Source organism: Cobetia sp. L2A1, from assembly GCF_009796845.1.
Lineage (GTDB): Bacteria > Pseudomonadota > Gammaproteobacteria > Pseudomonadales > Halomonadaceae > Cobetia.
In genome coordinates this window covers 1224488-1241711 of sequence record NZ_CP047025.1, presented here as the reverse complement: position 1 = coordinate 1241711, position 17224 = coordinate 1224488, and the positions used below count along the sequence as shown (strand labels likewise).

Annotated in this window: 13 protein-coding genes; all 13 read right to left on the bottom strand. The window is 58.6% G+C overall.

Translation table 11 applies throughout. The features are described 5' to 3' along the window. Positions 1–54 precede the first annotated feature (54 nt). Positions 55–1497, bottom strand: a complete 1443-nt coding sequence (sufB, locus tag GQR90_RS05345; RefSeq protein WP_158773214.1) for a Fe-S cluster assembly protein SufB — start codon at positions 1495–1497, stop codon at positions 55–57. Between the two features lie 109 nt (positions 1498–1606). Next, positions 1607–2116, bottom strand: a complete 510-nt coding sequence (locus GQR90_RS05340; RefSeq protein ID WP_158773213.1) for an SUF system Fe-S cluster assembly regulator — start codon at positions 2114–2116, stop codon at positions 1607–1609. 381 nt (positions 2117–2497) lie between these two features. Further along, positions 2498–3793 carry an adenylosuccinate synthase gene (locus GQR90_RS05335; protein ID WP_158773212.1) on the bottom strand — a complete coding sequence of 432 codons (1296 nt, stop codon included), beginning with the start codon at positions 3791–3793 and terminating at the stop codon, positions 2498–2500. 114 nt (positions 3794–3907) lie between these two features. Continuing rightward, a complete protein-coding gene (locus GQR90_RS05330) occupies positions 3908–5092 on the bottom strand; it encodes an ATP phosphoribosyltransferase regulatory subunit (protein WP_158773211.1) in 1185 nt (394 codons plus the stop codon). A 363-nt stretch (positions 5093–5455) separates the two neighbouring features. Then, positions 5456–6337: a protease modulator HflC gene (hflC, locus tag GQR90_RS05325; RefSeq protein ID WP_158773210.1), complete on the bottom strand. Its 882-nt coding sequence runs from the start codon at positions 6335–6337 to the stop codon at positions 5456–5458. Next, complete coding sequence (hflK, locus tag GQR90_RS05320) at positions 6334–7572, bottom strand: FtsH protease activity modulator HflK (protein WP_158773209.1); 1239 nt, start codon at positions 7570–7572, stop codon at positions 6334–6336. Before hflK ends, hflC begins: the two co-directional genes overlap by 4 nt. Positions 7573–7849: 277 nt before the next feature. After that, complete coding sequence (hflX, locus tag GQR90_RS05315; protein WP_158773208.1) at positions 7850–9220, bottom strand: ribosome rescue GTPase HflX; 1371 nt, start codon at positions 9218–9220, stop codon at positions 7850–7852. 15 nt (positions 9221–9235) lie between these two features. Beyond that, positions 9236–9484: an RNA chaperone Hfq gene (gene hfq, locus GQR90_RS05310; RefSeq protein ID WP_024951733.1), complete on the bottom strand. Its 249-nt coding sequence runs from the start codon at positions 9482–9484 to the stop codon at positions 9236–9238. Positions 9485–9599: 115 nt separating this feature from the next. Then, entirely contained in the window at positions 9600–10583 is a 984-nt protein-coding gene (gene miaA, locus GQR90_RS05305) for a tRNA (adenosine(37)-N6)-dimethylallyltransferase MiaA (RefSeq protein ID WP_233266441.1), read from the bottom strand. Between the two features lie 63 nt (positions 10584–10646). After that, positions 10647–12941: a DNA mismatch repair endonuclease MutL gene (gene mutL, locus GQR90_RS05300; RefSeq protein ID WP_158773207.1), complete on the bottom strand. Its 2295-nt coding sequence runs from the start codon at positions 12939–12941 to the stop codon at positions 10647–10649. Positions 12942–13104: 163 nt separating this feature from the next. Further along, positions 13105–14559, bottom strand: a complete 1455-nt coding sequence (locus GQR90_RS05295) for an N-acetylmuramoyl-L-alanine amidase (RefSeq protein WP_158775319.1) — start codon at positions 14557–14559, stop codon at positions 13105–13107. A gap of 130 nt (positions 14560–14689) precedes the next feature. Continuing rightward, positions 14690–15175 (bottom strand): tRNA (adenosine(37)-N6)-threonylcarbamoyltransferase complex ATPase subunit type 1 TsaE, encoded by a 486-nt coding sequence (gene tsaE, locus GQR90_RS05290; protein ID WP_158773206.1) that lies wholly within the window; start codon positions 15173–15175, stop codon positions 14690–14692. Beyond that, on the bottom strand, positions 15156–16964 hold the full coding sequence (locus GQR90_RS05285) for an NAD(P)H-hydrate dehydratase (RefSeq protein WP_158773205.1): 1809 nt from the start codon (positions 16962–16964) through the stop codon (positions 15156–15158). Before GQR90_RS05285 ends, tsaE begins: the two co-directional genes overlap by 20 nt. Between the last annotated feature and the right edge of the window lie 260 nt (positions 16965–17224).

Sequence of the window (17224 nt, the reverse complement as noted above, 5' to 3'; positions counted from 1 at the left end):
CGCCCGCGAGCGACCCTCAAGAATGGGATGACGTTGTAGTGAGCAACGCGAGCGCTAGCCGACCGCCCCTTCAAGGGTGACGTTAAGCAGGGCTTCAGCCTCGACGGCGAACTCCATCGGCAACTCCTGGAAGACATCCTTGCAGAAGCCGTTGACGATCATATTGACCGCATCCTCTTCGCTGATACCACGCTGACGGCAATAGAACAGCTGATCTTCGCCGATCTTGGAGGTCGTTGCCTCGTGTTCGACCGTAGCACTGGCATTGCCGATTTCTTGATACGGGAAGGTGTGTGCACCACAGCGGTCGCCGATCAATAGCGAATCACACTGGGTAAAGTTGCGCGCACCCTTGGCCCGCGGGCCTATCTTGACCAAGCCACGATAGGACTGCTCAGAATTACCGGCGGAGATACCCTTGGAGACGATGGTGGACTTGGTGCCCTCGCCGATATGGATCATCTTGGTGCCGGTATCCGCCTGCTGACGGCCATTGGTCACGGCGACGGAGTAGAACTCACCGACGCTATCCTTGCCGCGCAGGATGCAGGACGGATACTTCCAGGTAATGGCAGAGCCAGTCTCGACCTGCGTCCAGGACACCTTGGAGCGATCACCGCGACAATCGGCACGCTTGGTGACGAAGTTATAGATACCACCCTTGCCGTCTTCATCGCCCGGATACCAGTTCTGGACGGTGGAGTACTTGATGTAGGCATCTTCCAGCGCGATCAATTCAACCACCGCTGCATGCAACTGGTTCTCGTCACGCTGAGGAGCTGTGCAGCCTTCCAGATACGACACCTGCGCCTGCTTTTCACAGATGATCAGCGTGCGCTCGAACTGGCCGGTGTTGGCGGCATTGATGCGGAAATAGGTGGACAGCTCCATCGGGCAGGTCACACCTTCCGGCACGAACACAAAAGAGCCATCAGTAAAGACGGCAGCATTGAGCGCAGTGAAGTAATTATCTGCCTTGGGCACCACGGTACCAAGATACTGCTTGATCAGGTCCGGATAGTCCTTGATGGCATCTGAGATGGAGCAGAAGATCACGCCCGCTTCAGAGAGTTCTTTCTTGAAGGTGGTGGTGACGGAAACGGAATCGAACACCGCATCCACCGCCACACCCGCCAGTGCAGCACGCTCATGCAGGGGAATGCCAAGCTTCTCGTAGGTCTCGAGCAGCTTGGGGTCGACTTCATCGAGGCTCTGCGGACGATCTTCTGGCCGCTTCGGCGCGCTGAAATAGGAAATCGCCTGATAGTCGATATCTGGATAGTTCAGATGCGCCCAGGACGGAGCCTTCATCTTTAGCCACTGCTGATAGGCATCCAGACGCCACTCAAGCATCCACTCGGGCTCACCCTTCTTGGCCGAGATAAAGCGGATCACACTCTCGTCCAGTCCTGGCGGAATGGTGTCGCTTTCGATATCGGTCACGAAGCCCTGCTTGTACTCGCGCTGTACAAGCTGCTCCATCTCCTGGCTCGCCATGCTGATCTCCTCTCCCGGAGTGACTCCGGGTCTGTGCATATTCTTGGTCACTTCGCCCGAATGGCAGCGAAGCCTCTCATATTTTTCTGTCTGATCGCGTGATGCTCAATCAGGCCTTGTGACCACGTGCTGCTGGCGGCTGTGAACGGAGGTCGCGGCTGTCATCGCTATACAGGCTGATGGCCTGTATCGGCAGCTGAACCGGCATGCGCAGCGGCGAAGTCGACGCCAGATGCGCCAGCGTCACGCTCCCAAGCAACTCTCCAATCGCACGCGACACCCGCTGCCAGTTGTCAGCGACACCACAGGTGTTGACCAGCTCGCAATCGCCGTCGACGTGGCTGCACTCGGTAACGGCAACAGGTCCCTCGATGGCGCTGATGATGTCACTGGCCGAAATCTCGCTTGCCGGTCGCGCGAGACGATAGCCGCCCTGCGCGCCACGGCGAGACTCCAGCAGCCCAGCACGCACCAGCGCCTTGAGTGTCTTGCTCACGGTGGGATGGGGCAGCTGAACGCTTTCAGCCAGATCAATCGCGGCATGTGCCGAGTCAGGCTCACGGGCAATGCGTGCCATCACGACGGCTGCGTAATCGGTCATTCTGGAAAGCTTCAGCATTCAGGCCTCCACCACGGGATATTGATTGAGGACCATTTTAGTCCTGTATCAGATCGATGTGAAGTCACCACCTCCCCGAAAACGCCAAATTGTGGCGTGGGCAACCAGTTTGCCGGCATGATAGCCGTAGATCACAACAAAAATAACAATCATTCCCATTTAAAATATCAACTTCCGCTCTCTTTCTTCCGCTCACACTCTGTGCAACATCTCTTGCCACCCATACCTTTCCCAGCGATTGGAGACCTTTACTCGACGCACGTTCATGTCGCCAACGAATGCCATCCCGACCATTCATGCCCACATACGCAAACACCCCAACGAGAAATCCCGATGGGGTGTTTTTTTCTGCACAAGCTCAAAAAAGCCTAAGCGAGACGATCAGTCGTGGAACGGGTTACGTAGCACGATGGTCTCGTTGCGGTCAGGGCCAGTGGAGATGATATCGATAGACACACCGACCTGCTCCTCAATGAAGCTGATGTAGGCACGTGCATTGGCTGGCAGCTTCTCGACATCACGCACGCCGATGGTGGACTCGGTCCAACCCGGCAGGTCGTGATACAGCGGCTCGACGGCTTCGTAGCCTTCGGAATCCACCGGATTGTCCAGGACATCTCCATCCTTGCTGCGATAGCCGATGCAGACACGGATATTCTCGAGGCCATCGAGCACGTCCAGCTTGGTCAGGCAGATACCGCTGACCGAGTTGATCTGCACAGCGTGACGCAGTGCGACCGCATCAAACCAACCACAACGGCGGGCACGACCAGTGGTGGCACCGAACTCGTGGCCACGCTCAGCCAGATGGCGACCGAACTCATCAAACAGTTCTGTCGGGAATGGACCAGAACCGACACGGGTGGTGTAGGCCTTGGTGATACCGAGCACGTAGTCCAGATACAGCGGACCCACACCAGAACCGGTCGCAGTACCGCCGGCAGTGGTATTGGAGCTGGTCACGTACGGGTAGGTACCGTGATCGATATCCAGCAGCGACCCCTGAGCACCCTCGAAAAGGATGTTCTCGCCGGCTTTACGAACCTTGTGGACCAGGTCCACGGTATCGCAGACCATCGGGCGCAGCTCTTCGGCCATTTCCATGGCTTCGTCCAGCACTTGCTGGAAATCGACCGGCGCTTCGCCGTGATAGTGCTGCAGCACGAAGTTGTGATAGTCCAGCACTTCGCCCAGTTTGGAAGCAAAACGCTCGCGGTGCAGGATGTCACCTAGACGCAGACCGCGACGTGCGACCTTGTCTTCATAGGCCGGACCAATACCGCGACCCGTGGTACCGATCTTGGCGACACCGCGTGCCTTCTCACGAGCCTGATCCAGGCGCACGTGATAGGACAGAATCAGCGGGCAAGCCGGTGACAGGCGCAGACGATCACGCACCGGCACATCGTTGGCTTCCAGCTCACGGATTTCCTTGATCAGCGCTTCCGGAGACAGTACGACACCGTTACCGATGACGCAGGTCTTGCCCGGGTGAAGAATACCGGAGGGAATCAGGTGAAGAACGGTTTTCTTGCCGTCCAGTACCAGAGTGTGACCCGCATTATGGCCACCCTGGAAGCGCACAACGGCGCTGGCGGATTCGGTCAGCAGGTCAACGACCTTGCCCTTGCCTTCATCACCCCATTGGGTGCCGAGCACGACTACATTCTTGCCCATGGTTCCTATCTCTTTCGGTGAATAACCGTCGGTGAAAACCTACTCACAAGCACAGCTGCCACAGGGCAGCTGTGCCTCGGGACCCAGTGGCCCCTACTGTTTGCTGTCAGTCGTTCAGGCGTGAATCGCGTCCACCTGCCAACCACTATCAGAGCGTACCAACTCACGGTTACAACGGTGAGCATCGGCACCGGTTGTCTGGCCAGGCAATGCCTCAATCACACGTTCACCGCTGGCACGCAGCTGGTCAACACACTCACGCAGAGCGCTCTCATTGAGTGCCGGCGCCCAGATACCATCGCAAGCCGGTGTTTGCACGGCCAGTGAGGCTAGCTGCTTGAGATCCATCGAGAACCCGGTAGCAGGGCGCGCACGACCAAAGACACGTCCAGTATCGTCATAGCGACCGCCCTTGGCCAGCGCTTGACCATAGCCCGGCACATAAGCCGCGAACACCATGCCGGTGTGATACTCGTAACCTCGCAGCTCAGCAAGGTCAAAGTACAACGTGACCTGTGGATGACGCTCACGTACTACCTGGCTCAGCGCTGAAAGTTGATCCAATGCACTGGCGACGGCGACCGGCGCACCAGCAAAGGCAGTACGTGCCTGCGCGAGAATGTCTTCATCGCCATGCAGGTGCGGCAATGCCTTCAGCATGCCCGCTACTACCTTGTCACCCACTACGCGCTCAATCAATGCATCCAGAGCGGAATACTGCTTACGCTCGATGGCGGCAAATAATTCACGTTCATGGTCGGTGTTCATCCCGGCTTCAGCGATCAGGGCACGATATATTCCGATATGGCCCAACGCCAGGTGCAACTCATCAGCACCTGCCTGCTCCAGACTCGTCAGCGCCAGATGCAAAATCTCGTGATCCGCCTCAAGACCGGCATGACCAAACAGCTCAGCACCGACCTGGACAGGACTGCGCCCGCCCTGATGCTTATCGGCCTTGGTACGCAACACATTGGCGCAGTAGCACAAGCGCACCGGCCCTTCACGACGCAGTGAGTGTGCGTCCATTCGTGCCACCTGAGGGGTCACGTCGGCGCTAGCACCCATCATGCGACCGGTCATCTGATCGGTCAGCTTGAAGGTCTGCAGGTCAAGTTCGGTACCGGTACCGGTCAACAATGAATCAAGAAACTCGACGGGGGGCGGCAGCACCAGGTCATAGCCGAAGCGATGATAGAGGTCGAGTAGCGCGCGGCGCAGCGCCTCCATACGGGTTGCTTGAGGCGGTAATACCTCATCCATCCCATCCGGGAGGAGCCAGCGATCTGCGATGGTCATTGCGCTATCCTGCAAGAAATTTATGACAAGGGGTGGCTCGTGACGCGTGTCGCCACTTCCCGCCTGACGATGAGACGACAGGAAGACAAGTCCCGGCAACAAGGTTCATGAATAAAAGACCATGAAACAACAAGTTACCGAAGGCCTAGCCACACCTTCGTACACAGCAAGAGAAGGCATCATATGCTTCCCGCGACATCACCACTGCGGCACCGCAACGTAAAAGGCGGCCACAAAAAAACCGGGCTGTGCCCGGTTACAGAAGTCTAGCATGAATTCTGGCGGGATGAACCCCGCACGACCACTGTGCGAGGTCCAACTTTCGCGCACTCCCCTCAACGCGAGGAAAGCAGTGCTGACAGCTTACTTGCTGCTGCCGAGCGGGTCCTTGAAGAAACGGAAGAACTCGCTATCAGGCTGCATGACCATCATGTTGCCATCGCCCTTGAAGCTCTCACGATAGGCCTGCAGAGAACGGTAGAAGCGGAAGAACTCAACATCAGCACCGTAAGCACCTGCATAGATGGCGGCGGCTGAAGCATCACCCTCACCCCGCAGAGTCTGCGCCTGCTCTTCTGCCTGCGCGATCAATACTGTGCGGCGACGATCAGCGTTGGCCTGAATCTTCTCGGCCTGCTCCTGACCCTGGGCGCGATACTCACGTGCCTCACGCTGGCGCTCAGTCTTCATGCGCTCATAGACGGCCTGAGAGACCTCGTCCGGCAAATCAATACGCTTGACGCGGATATCGAGAATCGACACCCCCAACTCCTTGCGCATGACTTCATCGAGCTCTTGGGTCGGCTTCTTCATCAGCGCATCACGCTGCTCGGAGATGATCTGTATCAGCTCAAGCTTACCGAACTCGTTACGCAGACTCTCATCGACACGCGGTGCGATCAGACGCTCGGCCATCTGCTCATCGCCAGATGTCGATTCGTAGTAGCGCTTCGGATCGATGATCTTCCACTTGACGAAGGAATCAACGATGACCGCTTTCTTCTCACGAGTCAGATAACGACTCGCCTGGGCATCCAGTGTCAACACGCGCGTATCAAAGGTACGGATCGTGTTGTAGACCGGCAGCTTGAAGTGCAGGCCCGGCTGGATGTTGTCTTCCACCACTTCACCAAACTTGAGCTTGATGGCGCGCTGGGTTTCATCGACGGTATAGAGGCTGTTGCTGCCAAGCCAGGCCACGATAGCCAGGCCGGCAACTGCCATCAGTGAGCGATTATTGATCATTGACGACCCTCCCGACTGGTGCGGTTACTGCTGTCAGTGCTATTGCTTCGGCTCAGCGCATCGCTCGCCTGACGTGACACGCGATCAAGCTCACTGCGGCTCATGCCATTGCTGTCTTCATCTTCAGCACTGGACTTGCCTGCCAGTTTGTCGAGCGGCAGATACATGAGCGAATTACCATTCTCGACATCCACCAGCACCTTGCTGGTCTTGCCGAGGACTTCACTCATCGTCTCGAGATACATGCGCTCACGGATGATCTCCGGCGCCTTCTTGTACTCGGTCAACAGAGACGTGAAGCGGTTGGCTTCACCCTGCGATTTGGCAACGACTGATTCCTTGTAACCTTCAGCCTCTTCAATGACACGCTGTGCCTGACCCTGAGCTTCCGGGAGAATCGAGTTCTCGTAAGCCAGTGCCTGGTTGATCGTACGCTGACGATCCTCGCGCGCCTTGATGACATCATCGAAAGACTCCTGCACCGGCGCCGGGGCCGACGTGGATTCCACGTTGATGGTCTGCAGCGTCAGGCCGACACCATAGTTGTCCAGATAGGACTGCAGGCGTGACTTGACGTTGCTGGCCAGCAGCTCACGTCCAGAGGTCAGGATTTCGTTCATGTCAGCACTGCCGACTTCATGACGCAGCGCGGAATCCATGGCGTTCTCGAGACTGATTTCGGGAGCACGCACATTGAGCAGGAAGTCACGCGGATTGGACACTTGATACTGCACCGACATCTGCACTTCGACGATGTTCTCGTCTTGCGTCAACATCGACTTGGTCTGAGAGAGCGAGCGCACCTTGGTGACGTTGATCTCACGGACATCATCAATGATCGGCGGATTCCAGTGCAGACCCGGACCGACAATGTCGTTGTACTTGCCAAAGCGAAGTACGACGCCGCGCTCGGACTGATCGACAAGATAGAAGCCTGAGGCAGCCCAGATGGCCACCAGCACGACGCCGATGATACCCGGCAGCGCGAAGGCATTGGTGTTACCACCGCCCGTGCCGCCGGTGCCACCAGAACCCCCACTGCGGCGCTTGCCGTTACCGAGCAATCCGCTGAGCTTGTCCTGAAACTTCTTCAGCGCCTCATCGAGGTCGGGCGGTCCGCCATTACCATTGCCGCCGCCACCGCCGTTGCTACCGCCGCCCTTTTTGTCCCCACCGCGACCACCGCCGCTCCAAGGGTCATGCTGGTTGCCGCCACCCGGCTCATTCCAAGCCATACGTCGTCTCCACTCAGTCGATGTTCCGCTCGTCATTATGATGACGCCGCCAATACCGGTTTTACTGCCGGTTCTGTCCTGCGATTCGGCGACGCGTCCCTTGCGGGAGAAGGCCATGGCCCTGCCTGACAGCCATCGTCTGCCAAGCGGCATCCAGCCATCCAACAGCTGAATGCCCGTTGCTCTGACGCGCAGGCCGTAACCTGCGCGAGGGCATTCATATTCTGGATATAGCGCAAGAATACGAATGCCGTCTGTGATTCCAGTTCTTTTCTACTCAGCCCTTGTGCGTCACCGACATGCGATGCTTCTCGGCACGCTCGGCGGACAGCTCACGCTGCCAAGCTTCAAGATCATCGTGCTCGCCGCCGAGGTAGTCTGCAGAAGACTCCCCAAGGTGCGATAACAATTGAAGCAATGCACGTTTCTCAAGCCGAATGTCCAGCAGTGCATTGCCCTGCTCGTCATAGCTCTCTTCCTTGACGGCATCAAGCTCATGCAAGCCAGCACGCAGACGAGACTTCTCTGGCCCCAGTGTTAGCCGGGTAGAGATGACGTTGTCGGACAGTAGCTCGGAGAAGGCCTGCAATAGCAGCTCCATTCCCTTGCCATCCCGTGCCGACAACCACACGATCAGCGGACGCCCAAAGCCATCACGCTCGATACGCGGCGCCATGTCGAGCCGGTCAATCTTGTTCATGACCAGCAGACGCGGCACATCACCGGCATCTATTTCACTGAGCACCTGATTGACCTGCTCGGTGTTGCGGTCATTCTCTGGATCGGCTGCATCAATGATATGCACCAGCAGATCAGCCTCGGCAGCCTCCTGCAGAGTCGCCTGGAAGGCCTCGACCAGCTTGTGCGGCAGGTGGCGAATGAAGCCCACCGTATCGGCCAGTACTGCCTGGCCAACATCTTCAAGCTCCACACGCCGCAGCGTCGGATCCAATGTCGCGAACAACTGATCAGCGGCATAGACCTCAGAAGAAGTCAGCGCATTGAACAGTGTCGACTTGCCAGCATTGGTATAGCCGACCAACGACAGACTCGGGATCTCCGCACGCGAGCGTGCACGCCGATTCTGGTCGCGCTGCTTGTGTACCTTCTCGAGCCGCTTATGAATCGACTTGATACGCACACGCAGCAGACGACGGTCAGTCTCGAGCTGGGTTTCCCCCGGGCCACGTAGACCGATACCGCCTTTCTGACGCTCAAGGTGAGTCCAACCACGCACAAGGCGGGTAGACATGTACTCGAGCTGTGCGAGTTCTACCTGCAACTTGCCCTCATGGGTCCGCGCACGCTGAGCAAAGATATCGAGAATCAGACCGGTACGGTCGATCACACGACACTCAAGCGTGGCTTCGAGGTTACGTTGCTGGGAAGGACTCAATGAATGATTGAAAATGACAAGTTCGGCTTCGTGCGCGGCCAGAGCCTCACGCACTTCCTCAACCTTGCCTTCTCCGATGAACGTACGCGAGTCAGGACGTGGCCGACTACCCTCGATAAGGGTCGCCGGCACAGCGCCTGCTGAGCGTACGAGTTCGAGGAGCTCTCCGGCGTCCTCGCGTTCTTTTTCGTCCCGGAAATTAACGTGTACCAGGACGGCCGTTTCACCGGCTTCGGGTCGTTCGAAGAACAATCAGCGCCTCTAACTTCAGATTTCTGTGGACGGCACGCTCGGATCCTGGGCCGGCAAGCGCACATTGCGCGAGGGGACCACGGTCGAGATAGCGTGCTTGTAGACCATCTGGGAAACAGTATTGCGCAGCAGGATAACGAACTGATCGAAAGACTCGATCTGGCCCTGCAATTTGATTCCGTTGACCAGGAAGATCGACACCGGAATACGTTCCTTGCGCAGGATGTTCAGGTACGGGTCCTGGAGTGATTGACCTTTGGACATGTGACTCTCCGTAAAAAATATCTCATTCGAGGTAAGTATGGTTATGTTCGCCAGTGCTCCGGGTTGCCCTCTTGAGGGGGCTTCACGGGCGCTGGTCGTGACCGCTCATGTTACGCTAAGTGCTGGTCTGGCGCACGATTTTCAAGGTTTCACTGTAAGGATTTACACCCATCGAATCTACCTGATGAACGCCCTTCCAGCTACGCAGCCAGGTCAACTGACGCTTGGCAAGCTGACGCGTTGCAATAATGCCGCGTTCGCGCATCTCGTCACGCGAAAGACGACCCTCCAGATAATCCCACACCTGACGGTACCCTACACAGCGAATCGACGGCAGTCCGGCATGTAGCTCCGAGCGTGCCTTCAGCGCTTCGACCTCGGCAATGAAGCCCTGTTCCAACATCTGATCAAAACGCCTCTCGATACGTTCATGTAACACGGCTCTATCGTGGGGCGCCAGTGCGATCGGTACCGGCCGGAACGGAAGCTCAGCTTTCGGCTGCTCCGCCAACAGCTCGCTCATGGGGCGACCGCTAAGCAAGCACACCTCCAGCGCACGTGTCAGGCGCTGTGGATCGCTGGGACGAATGCGCTGCGCAGACGCCGGATCAAGTTGCCCCAGCTCACGGTGCAACACCTCAAGCCCCTCTGTCTGAATACGTGACTCGAGGATTGCTCGCAGCGCAGGGTCTGCTGCAGGCAAGTCCGCCACACCTTCCAGCAAGCGCTTGAAGTACATCATCGTGCCACCGACTAGCAGCGGCAGCTTCCCCCGTGACTGTATTTCAGCAATGTGTACAAGCGCATCGTGACGAAACTCGGCCGCAGAATAACTTTCCAGCGGATCAAGAAAATCGATCAACCGGTGTGGCGCTCGCGTCAGCTCTGCCGCTGTTGGCTTGGCCGTGCCGATGTCCATGCCGCGATAGATCAGTGCTGAATCGACGCTGACCAACTCCGCGCCCTGTTCCTCGTACCAGCGAATCGCAAGGTCGGTCTTGCCAGAGGCAGTCGGCCCCATCAGCAATACCACCGGTGGCTTATCAGCTTCAGCAAGCATGCTATTGGATGAAGTATCAGAGAGCTGAATCTGGGTCATGGCCTATTGTCGGAGTTAAGAGGTGAATCGGGGGTGAACCGCTGACGATTCGTGGGTGATCGACTACTGACCGCGCAAGAATAATTTATCCAACTCGCTCATGGAGAGCTCTGTCCAGGTAGGGCGACCGTGATTGCACTGCCCGGAGCGCTCGGTACGCTCCATATCACGCAGCAGGGCGTTCATCTCGGGAATTGTCAGGCGACGATTGGCTCGCACACTGCCGCGACAGGCCATGTCGGCCATCAGCTCATTCATGTGCGCTTCCATGCGATCACTGCGCCCATAACGCTCGAGATCTTCCAACATGCCGCGCACCAGTGGCTCGACATCGGCATTGCCAAGCACGACCGGCACCTGACGAACCAATAGCGTTTCAGGGCCAGCCGCATCCAGCTCAACGCCAAGACGAGTAAAGGCCTCCGGCTCACGCTCAAAGGTGCCCATCTCACGCGAACTGACTGCCAGCGATACCGGTACCAGCAGCGGCTGTGCTTCAAGATGGCCACCCCCATGCACATGCTGCTTCATGCGCTCATAGGTGATGCGCTCGTGTGCGGCATGCATGTCAACCATTACCAGTCCGCGCGAGGTCTGCGACAGAATATAAACACCGTGTAGCTGCGCCACCGCATAACCCAACGGTGGGGTATCATCATCGGCGGTTTGCGGCGGCAAGCCACGCATGACCACTTGCGGGGCCGAGCCAGTGGTCACGTTGGCGCTAATACCATCATCAGCACTGACCGCTGACTGAACCTCGACCTGCCATGCAGCAGCGACTTCAGCAACGCCACTCGCTGCCTCACCCAACGTCACCCGCGGGACACGCCTCGCTTCACGCTCGGCACTCGCGATCGCGGCTGGATCCTGAGAAATGTCCCGAGTCGCGTCTGCTGCTGTAGCACCACCCGGCGTTAGCAGATGGTCTTCGCTGGGATGCAGAGCACGATAGCCCGCCATGAACTGACGGACTCTTTCAGCACTGAGCCGCTCACTCGAGCGGCCATCGCCGGCAGGGGGCAGCTGAGACGAAGGCTGCCAAGGAGCCGCTGACCGGGCCTCTGATCCATAAGCAGCACTTCCTCGACCAGTGCTGCCTGAATCAGCTCCCACTTGCCTGGCATGCTCGTTGGTCACTGCGCCAGACTCGCCATTGGACGGCAAACTGGCCTGCTGCTGAGCATCCTGTTCCTGGCGATCCTGCTCCTGACGTCCAAGGCGCATGCCTTGCTGCTGCCAGCCGGGATCTTCCACTTTATCCTGCGACTGACCGGCCATTTCGGTCGGAGCAGCACTGTTGTCTCCGGGCCGCACCTGCGCCAGAGCCTTGTGCAGACTGGAAAACAGAAAATCGTGCACCAGACGACCGTCGCGGAAGCGCACCTCGTGCTTGGTCGGGTGCACATTGACATCGACCACGGTCGGATCGAGTTCCAGATAGAGCACAAACACCGGGTGCCGACCATGAAACATCACGTCACGGTATGCCTGACGGACGGCGTGGGCCACCAGACGGTCGCGTACGACACGGCCATTGACGAAGAAATACTGCTGATCTGCCTGCGCACGTGAGTGCGTCGGCAAGCCCACCCAACCCGAAAGCCTGAGCCCGGACGCCTCGATGTCCAGATGTAGCGCATGTTCAAGAAAATTACGACCCAGCAGCGCACCAATACGACGCTCAATCGTCAGCGTGTCATCGCCGGGGCGCAGCTGATGCACCACCTTCTGATTGTGGCGCAGCGTCCAGCCAATATCGTGACGTGACAGTGCCAGCCGCCGGAAACTCTCCTCGACATGTCCGAACTCGGTCTTCTCCGTTCGCATGAACTTGCGGCGTGCTGGCGTATTGAAAAATAGATCACGCACCGCGACGCTGGTACCACGCGGATGCGGCGCCGGAGAAACACGTGGTGCCATCTCGCGCCCTTCTGCAACGACGCGCCAGCCATTTGCCGGCTCGTCAGAGACATTCGAGAACAGCTCCAGACGTGACACCGAGCTGATGGAGGCCAGCGCCTCGCCGCGAAAACCGAGGCTGGCGACGCCTTCCAGATCATCCAGGCTTTCGATCTTGCTGGTGGCATGCCGCGAGAGTGCCAACGGCAAGTCTTCCTCGGTGATGCCACAGCCGTTGTCGCGCACGCGAATCAGGCGCGCACCGCCGCCCTCAAGTTCCAGCTCAATACGCGTACTGCCCGCATCAATGGCGTTCTCGACCAGCTCCTTGACCACCGAGGCTGGACGCTCCACCACCTCACCTGCCGCGATCTGGTTAGCCAGTCGCGGATTGAGGATACGAATGCGGCGTTCGCGAGTGCTGGCAATGTCCGGTGCAGACAGGTCGTCAGCCATGGAGAAACTCCTGAATCAAAAGCGGGTGGACAACCCATTTGCGGGCAAACAAGGCGGACTGCCAGACGCGCTTGCCAGCGAACCTGGTCGCGGGAAAGCAGGCCTGGCGGTGAGAGAAATGCGCGACAGGGCTCAATGCCAGGACTCAATGCCTGATGACGATCTACCCGCGAGGAATCTTCAGTGTCTCACCCACGCGCAAGGCATCTCGACTCAGGCCGTTGGCCTGCTTGAGCGCTGCCATGCTGACATTGTGTCGCTGAGCGACTTCTGACAGCGTGTCGCCACTCTTGACGCGATATTCACCGCCATTGCCGCCACGCGCCTGATTACGCTTCCATGCCAGCAGGCTGGACGGCGGCGGATTGCGTTCAAAGTGTGTCTCGACCCCTGAGAAGATGGAGCGCGCCAGCTTCTCTTGATACGCGCCACTATTCAGATTGCGCTCTTCAGTCGGATTGGAGATGAAACCTGTCTCGACCAGCAATGACGGGATGTCTGGCGACTTCAGCACCACGAAGCCCGCCTGCTCAACGCGGCTCTTGTGCAGCGTATTCATCCGCCCGAGATTGGCCAACACACCGCTACCGGCGGCCAGCGAGTCGTTTAGCGTCGCTGTCATGGTCAGATCAAGCAGTACGCCGCGCAGCATTTCATCCTTGTCATTCAGGCTCAGGCTGCCATCCACGCCACCGATAAGGTCAGCGCGGTTTTCAGTCGCTGCCAACCAGCGGGCGGTTTCCGAGGTGGCGCCACGACTGGACAGTGCAAACACCGAGCTGCCATGCGGACGCGGGCTATTGAAGGCATCAGCATGAATCGAGACGAAAAAGTCAGCTTTCTGCTCACGCGCAATCTCGGTGCGCTTGCGCAACGGAATATAGTAATCGCTGTTACGCGTCAGGATGGCCTTGAATCCTGGCTGCGCATCAAACATGCGCTTGAGGCGCTTGCCGATCTTGAGCACCACATCCTTTTCCTTGGTGCCACCGGGGCCGCTGGCACCAGGATCTTCCCCGCCGTGACCAGGGTCAATGGCGATGATGATATCGCGCTTGGGATGCGTAGAGGCCTTGATATTCGGCGCCGCAGCAACCGGCTCACCTTTCAATTTACGCTTGGCCGCCAGCTGCTCCTGCTCACGAATACGTGCCTCGATCGGATCGATAGGGTTTTCCACCGCCGACTCACCGGGGAATTCAAGATCGACAACCAGACGGTTGCCATACTTGGCATTCGGCGCCAGTGTGAAGTCCTTGGGATTGACTTGGCGAGTCAGGTCGAGCACGACGCGCAAATCATTGCCTTGGCGACCGGTGCGAATCGATTTCACGGCGCTGCCCTCGAGATTCAACTTCTCGAGCTTGCGACTTACCGCAGCATTCGCTACATCGCTACCCGCAAGGTCGATCACCAGACGCTCAGGATTATCGAGACTGAAGATCTTGGCCGTGGCGGCACTGTCGAGATCAAACACCAGACGCGTATGATCCGGCGCCGTCCACAGGCGCAGGTTTTCCACCTTGGCGGCGAGCGCCTGCGGCGCAAAGGCAAGGCTTATCAGCGAGCAGGCAACCCCTCCTGCCAGCCAGCGACGAAGACGGCGCATCACGCGCATACGAGGGTCGGACACAATTTCAGGCATCAGTAAGGATGACCCAGACAGAAGGAACATGAATGAAGATAACGAACGACAAAGTCAGGCACCTGAGCGCATTGGCAAGAGTGCAGAACAAACCTGCGGGCCATCATGCCTGAGGCGCCAAGTGATCGGCCAGTGTCACGAGCCAGCGCTCGCCACGCGGCGTATGGGCAGTAAGCTCAGCTTCACGGCCCTCATCAAGCACGGTCAGCATGACTCGCAGATCAGGAGCCGGTAAAAACCCCTTACCGCAGCTCGGCCACTCAATGAGCGCGAGGCTGTCATCGGCAAGCAGATCGCGCCCACCGATGAACTCAAGCTCTTCAGGGTCAGCGAGTCGATAGAGGTCAAAATGATTGACGTGCCACTCCCCACCGTCCGCACGCGGCAGCACGTAAGGCTCGATCAGCGTGTAGGTCGGACTCTTGACGGCACCCAGATGGCCGTAAGCACGCAGCACGCCGCGCGTCAGGGTGGTCTTTCCCGCCCCTAGCTCGCCTTCCATAAACACCAGCCCGTGGCCGGCAAACACGTCGCCCAGCTGGCTGCCGAAGGCAACTTGGGCATTTTCATCAGATAGGAATATGCGCATCTCGGGCCCGTGAATTGAGCAGTAAATGCATATAGGATGCCAGATCACCCGCGAGCAGGCCACGTTCGCCGCGTTCCTGCACGGCTCTATCTGCCGCCAGCGCATGAACCAGCACGCCAAGTCTGGCAGCCTGCGCCATGCTGAGTGTCACACGCAGCGCCTGTGCCGCAGCGTTCAGCGGTGCACGCGACTGGCGGGCATCGAAGCCACCCATCAATGACTGCGCAGCAAGCCCGGCAATGATACCGCCCAGAACGTCGCCCATGCCGCCACTGGCCATGCCGGGATTGCCATATGGGCACAGAGCCACATCCGGCCCATCGAGCACTCCAGCAGGGCTTGCGATCAAACTGCCAGCTCCTTTGAGCACTACGCTGCCGCCATACTTCTTTTGTATGCCACGCACCGCTGCCAGACGGTCTCGCTCGACGTCTTCAACAGAGCAGTCCAATAGGCGAGCCGCCTCGCCAGGATGCGGCGTCAGTACCCAGTCATCACGATGTACGACCTCGCCCTGTTTTGCCCGCAACGCCAATAGACTCAGAGCATCAGCATCCACCACTAGCGGCTGCCCTGCATCCAGTACCCGCTGTAGCCCGCCAAGACCCCACAGCATGGTTTCAAGCGCATCAGTGCCCAATCCGGGACCGACAAGCGCCACGCTAGCAACCGCCAGCTGTGCTTCCAATACGGCGAAGCCATCATGATTGCTGCCTTCAGGGCCACTCTTGAGACCACGCACCATGACCTCGGGGCAGCGCGTCAGACTGGCACTGACATGCTCCGGCGCAGTGAGCAGTGCGACCTTACCAGCCCCGGCACGCGCTGCGGCTTCGCTGGCTAGCAAGACGGAGCCACCAAGCCCTGGCCCACCCCCGACAACCAGCACACTGCCAGCATCTCCCTTGTGAGCCAGTGGCGAGCGCGGCACCAGCTCGCCCTCAAGCCAGCGCGGTGTCAGCCGCTTCACAGCTTCAGCAGCCAGCAAGGCTGCTGTTCTTGCCTGAACGACCACTTCCGGCAGTACACGCGCCGCACCTAGACGCGCCAAACTGACCTGCCCTGCATGCAGCTCGGCTCGGCCGGTATGCAGACCCGGCTTGTCAACCAGGAAGGTGAGAGTGACATCTGCCTCGACCGCAACGCCCTCGACGGCACCCGTCGCCGCATTCAGTCCCGAGGGAACATCCAGCGCCATCACGTGCGCCCCACCCGCGCGATACTGATTGATCAGATCAATCGCTTGCGCAAGCGCTCCCTGCGGCGCTTTTGTCAGACCAATGCCTGTCAGCGCATCGATCAACAGTGGCCACCCCTTGAGTAACTCCTCTGCCGCTGAGGCATCATCCATCGGCCACGACTTGATCGTCACGCCCGCCTCGCGCGCCGCACCGGCTGCCAGCTGTGCATCGCCAGTCAACACTGCCTCTGGCTTCAAGGCGACAACCTGCACGTCAAAGCCGGACAACACCGCCAGGCGTGCCAGTAAATAGCCATCACCGCCATTGTTACCCCCACCGCACATCACACACAGCTTGCGTGCCTCGGGCCAACGCTGACGCAGAAGATCAAACGCCGACTGAGCCGCACGACCCATCAGACGCCTTTCTACCGGTGCCTCAGGTAAACCGCTAGCCGCAGCGACTGTTTCTTCGGCCAGCATCCAGTGTTCAAGATCACGTAGTGCTGCTATCGGCCACAGACAGTTGACCGATCGCCAGATGCTGACAGTGGCAGGCGATGCATTTGCTACCGAGGTTGATGATGAAGTGGATTGACTCGCCGCCATGCATGAACTCCTTGTCTGATAATCTTGCAACGCGCGCTGTCATCAACGTGCGTTGTCTGGCACGTACAGCGCTCCGACACATCAGCCTGCCCCCTGCATCTCGACCACACTTGGGCAAACGGGCAAGTTACGCTAAGGTGGCGCCGTCTTTCGCCCCATGCCGCCCTGTCTTCTGAATTCCCTGTCTCGCTGGAACATCCATGTCTGCTTCATATCCTTACGCCACTGACCTGACTTCACATGCTGATGCGCAAGACGTT